Raw genomic sequence first — 4046 nt, forward strand, 5'->3', positions numbered from 1 at the left:
CCCTCGGCCCGTACGCGCTGCAGGCCGCCATCGCCGCCTGCCACGCGCGCGCGCTCACACCCGACGCGACGGATTGGGCCCGCATCGCCGCGCTGTACGATGCGCTGTCGCAACTGACGCCGTCGCCCGTCGTGGAACTGAACCGCGCCGTGGCACTGGGCATGGCCTATGGTCCCGACGCGGGCCTGGCCCTCGCCGACGCGCTGCTGGACGTGCCGGCGCTGCGCAACTACCATCTGCTGCCGAGCGTGCGCGGCGACCTGCTGGCGAAACTGGGCCGGCATGCGGAAGCGAAGGCGGAGTTCGAACGGGCCGCCGGCCTCACGCAGAACGAGCGCGAGCAGGCGCTGCTGCTGGAGCGTGCACGGTCGAGTGCGCTACTGGAGAGATAGACCCGTGAACAAAATCGACCTCAAGAAAGACCTCAAGCATTTGTACCAGCCGTCCGCGCGCGACGTTGTGCACGTGGACGTCCCCGCAATCCGCTACCTGATGATCGACGGCACGGGCGATCCGAACACCTCGCCGCACTATGCGCGGGCCGTGGAAGCGCTGTTCTCCGTGTCCTATACGGCCAAGTTCATGGTCAAGAAGGGACCGGCGGCCATCGACTACGCGGTGATGCCGCTGGAAGGCCTGTGGTGGTCGGACGACATGGCGTCGTTCGTCGCCAACGACCGGACGAAGTGGCAGTGGACGATGATGATCCACCAGCCGGCCTTCGTCGACGAGTCGCTGTTGCGCGACGCGATGGCGGAGGTGAAGCGCAAAAAGGGACTGGACACCGTCGACGCGCTGCGGATCGAACGTTTCACGGAAGGCCCGTGCGCCCAGATCCTGCATGTCGGCCCGTTCACCGAAGAGGGGCCGACGATCCAGCGGGTGCACGATTTCATCGAGGCGCGCGGCCGCCTCGCCGGCAAGCACCACGAAATCTACCTGAGCGACATCCGCCGTGCCGATCCGGCCCGGTGGAAGACGGTCATTCGCCAGCCGATGGCGTAGCAGACAGGAACGGCGCCAGTGCCTGCCCGGCCGCGGCCGGATTGACGGCGCGTGCCTGCAGCGCATGCATGGCGACGGCGACGTCGGCCTTGCGGCCGCTGTCGTGCAACAGGGCCTGGTTGTCGGCCATGGCGCGCAGCAGCTGGGTCGTGAGGCGGTCCAGCTCGGGACGGATGGTCTTGCCGAGGTCGGGCGCGTCGTCGAAGCGGCCGGCGCCCTCCGCTTGCCAGCGCTCGTACAGCGCGCGCTGCACCGTCTTGGAGGCTTCGATCTGCGCCCGGAACACGGTGCGGATCCATGCTTCCGGCAGGCCCAGCACGCCGCCCTGGCGCACGGCCGCGGCGATGACTTGTTCCTCGCGCGGCAGGTCTTCGATGGCCGCCTTCGCATTCCACTTGGCCCGCGCCACATCCTGCGCCAGCAGCAGGCGCTGGTCGATGGCCTGGCGCAGCGGCTCCAGCCCCCAGGGGAACGCCAGCCAGCGGTCCAGGCGCCGCGGCACGTCGCCGTCGTCGAGACGTCGCTGCAGCCAGCGGTCGACGTACGTCTTCAGCGCCGCATCACGCGGCAGCAGGATGGCCTTCTCCGCCATGTCGAACGGCGCCTCCGGATGCACCGCGCACAGCTGCGGATGCAGGCGCTGCTGCAAACGGGTTTCGATGGCGTCGGTCATCATCAGGTCGGCCGCACCGCTGACGATCTGGCCGAAGATGGTCACGTTGTCCGGGTACACGATCAGCCGGGCGTGCGGCGCGCGGGCGCGCGCGAAGCGTTCGTTGGTGCCGCCCGGATTGACGATCAGCCGCACCTCCGGCCGGTCGATCTGCGCCAGCGCCTGGTACCGGGCGACGTTCTCGCAGCGTGTGATCGGCGTCTTGCCGTCGTGCAGATACGGCACCGAAAACAGCGCCTGCCGTTGGCGCTCGGCCGTCACCGAGACGCCGCTCAGCGCGAGATCGAACTTGTCCGCCCCCAGGTCGGCCATCAACGTCGGCCAGGTGGTCGGCACCAGTTCCAGCCGCACGCCGAGCGAGCGCGCCAGTTCGCCTGCCAGCTCCACGTCCATGCCGATGAACCCGCCGCCGGTCTGCTGGTAGCTGAAGGGCTTGTAGTCGCCCGTACTGCCCACGCGCAGCACGCCGCGCGCGGCGATGTCGTCCAGCCGGCCGGCCTGCGCCGGCGTCAGTGCAGCTGTCAGCAGGACGGCCATCCCGGCTCTAAAAATCGTTGCTGCGCGCATGCTGTTCCTTTGTCTGTCCGTGGCGGACCGCGCAGCGTAGGACAAGAGAATATGCCTGTCAAGCCGGGCCGAGCACCGCCGCGAGCCCGTCGAAGACGAACGCCGTGAACTGCCGGATCCGCTGCACGCGCCTCAGGTCGGGATGCGTGAGGATCCACACGTCCGTGTCCAGCGCCGGATCGGGATCGGCCAGCCGGACGAGCCCCGGCCGCGCATCCGCAAGCAGGCATAACAGCATGCCGGCGCCGAGGCCGGCCTCGACGGCAGCCGCCATGCCCAGCAGCGAATCCACGCTGGCGGCGATTTTCTCCGCCGGCACGTGCTCGCGCAGCCAGCGGGCCTGGCGCAGGTGCGCGAGGCTGTCGTCGGGCGCGATCCACTCGTGGTCTCCCCGCGGCCGCTGCGCCAGATAGGCCGCCGACGCGTACGGCGCCGTGCGCAGGGTGCCGGCCTTGCGGCCGACGAGGTTGTCCGGCGGCGTGTTCGACGGCCGGATGGCGACGTCCGCATCGCGCTTCGACAAATTCAGGAAGCTGTTGTTGACCGTGATCTGCAACTGGATGCCGGGGTAGCGCACGCGAAAATCCGCCAGCGCCGGCAGCAGCACGGCCATCAGGGTATCGGTCGTCGTGACGCGTATCGTGCCCTGCAGTGCCGCATCCTGGCCGGCCAGCTTCCGCTCGATGTCCTGCATGCCCTCGCCGATCGGGGTCAGCAGCACCTGCAATTCCTCGCCGCTCGCCGTCAGCACGTAGCCGGTCTGGAAGCGCTCGAACAGGCGGACGTCGAGCGCCGTCTCCAGCTTGTCCAGCCGGCGCAGCACCGTCGAGTGGCTCTGGCCGAGCCGGCGCGCGGCGGCCGAGACGGACCCGCTGCCCGCCACCGCCAGAAAGTATTGATAGTCGTCCCAGTCCATGGATGCGCAAAAACAGACAAGCAATGTCTGAACAAATAGAATGTTCATCCATTTTTGCACAAGCTACGCTCTCCCTGTCAATCACAGGAGAGAAGCATGAATACCGCTTATGTCGCCGCTACCCCGAACGGCAGGAAACTCATCATCGCGCTGGAACAACCCGGCCTCGATTACCGGGTCCACCACGTCACCTGCGACGAGCCGGGCATCGCCCCGCGCGACTATCCGGGTCGCGCGGGCCGCGAGCAAGATGCGGAAAGCCTGACATGAATACGATTTATATCGTTATCGCCTTCCTGGCAGGCTGCGGCCTGCCGTTGCAGGCTGCCGCCAATGCGCGCCTGGGCAAGGCCGTCGCGAGCCTGTTCGCCGCCGCGACTGTGCAACTGTTCGTCGCCACCGTCTTGCTGTTCCTGGCCGTCACCGCCGGCGGCGCCCTGCCCGCGCTGGGCCGGCTGGGGCAAGCCCACTGGTGGCAGCTGCTGGGCGGCCTCGCCAGCGCCCTGTTTGTCGTTGCGGGGATCGTGTTCATCCCGCGCATCGGCGCCGTCACCACGATCGGGCTGTTCATCGCGGGGCAAGCGTTCACCTCGCTGCTGCTGGACGGTGCCGGGCTGCTGGGCGTCGCGCAACGGGCGCCCGGACCGTTCACGTGGCTGGGCGCCGCTTGCGTCGCCGCCGGCATCCTGTTGATCGTGCGTGGCCAGCGTCCCGCGGCAGGGGCCCCGCCCCGCCGGATCAAGCCGGCGTGGGTCGCGGCGGCCGCGCTGTGCGGGCCGGCCAGCAGCAATGTAACCGCGGGGGCGCAGGCGCCCGGGGGGGTGTGTTTTTAAAAAAAACGAGCCCCCCCCACCGCGCGGCAGGGGGGGTGGGGGGGGGGGGGTG

Annotated in this window: 5 protein-coding genes and 2 pseudogenes; 4 read left to right on the forward strand and 3 right to left on the reverse strand. The window is 68.9% G+C overall.

What is annotated here, in order from left to right:
* Window positions 1-392: pseudogene (locus ACEN88_RS25990) on the forward strand (RNA polymerase subunit sigma-24); the annotation flags it as partial.
* A 4-nt stretch (window positions 393-396) separates the two neighbouring features.
* Window positions 397-1005 carry a GyrI-like domain-containing protein gene (locus tag ACEN88_RS25995; protein WP_413344321.1) on the forward strand — a complete coding sequence of 203 codons (609 nt, stop codon included), beginning with the start codon at window positions 397-399 and terminating at the stop codon, window positions 1003-1005.
* Here ACEN88_RS25995 and aroQ read toward each other — a convergent pair.
* From aroQ to ACEN88_RS26010, 3 genes and pseudogenes are all read right to left on the reverse strand, one after another.
* Window positions 983-1495, reverse strand: a complete 513-nt coding sequence (gene aroQ / locus ACEN88_RS26000) for a gamma subclass chorismate mutase AroQ (protein ID WP_413344328.1) — start codon at window positions 1493-1495, stop codon at window positions 983-985. The two genes, ACEN88_RS25995 and aroQ, sit on opposite strands and share 23 nt — an antisense overlap.
* A pseudogene (locus ACEN88_RS26005) lies at window positions 1469-2245 on the reverse strand (transporter substrate-binding domain-containing protein); the annotation flags it as partial. The gene aroQ and the pseudogene ACEN88_RS26005, both read right to left, overlap by 27 nt.
* Before the next feature lie 58 nt (window positions 2246-2303).
* Window positions 2304-3161, reverse strand: a complete 858-nt coding sequence (locus ACEN88_RS26010; RefSeq protein WP_413344323.1) for a LysR family transcriptional regulator — start codon at window positions 3159-3161, stop codon at window positions 2304-2306.
* A 96-nt stretch (window positions 3162-3257) separates the two neighbouring features.
* Here ACEN88_RS26010 and ACEN88_RS26015 point away from each other — a divergent pair, with 96 nt between their 5' ends.
* Window positions 3258-3431 (forward strand): hypothetical protein, encoded by a 174-nt coding sequence (locus ACEN88_RS26015; protein ID WP_413344325.1) that lies wholly within the window; start codon window positions 3258-3260, stop codon window positions 3429-3431.
* Window positions 3428-3994, forward strand: coding sequence for a DMT family transporter (locus tag ACEN88_RS26020; RefSeq protein ID WP_413344327.1), 567 nt, complete (start codon window positions 3428-3430; stop codon window positions 3992-3994). Before ACEN88_RS26015 ends, ACEN88_RS26020 begins: the two co-directional genes overlap by 4 nt.
* Window positions 3995-4046: the final 52 nt, after the last annotated feature.

It is taken from the genome of Massilia sp. CT11-108 (assembly GCF_047302915.1).
Taxonomy (GTDB): domain Bacteria; phylum Pseudomonadota; class Gammaproteobacteria; order Burkholderiales; family Burkholderiaceae_D; genus Telluria; species Telluria orientalis.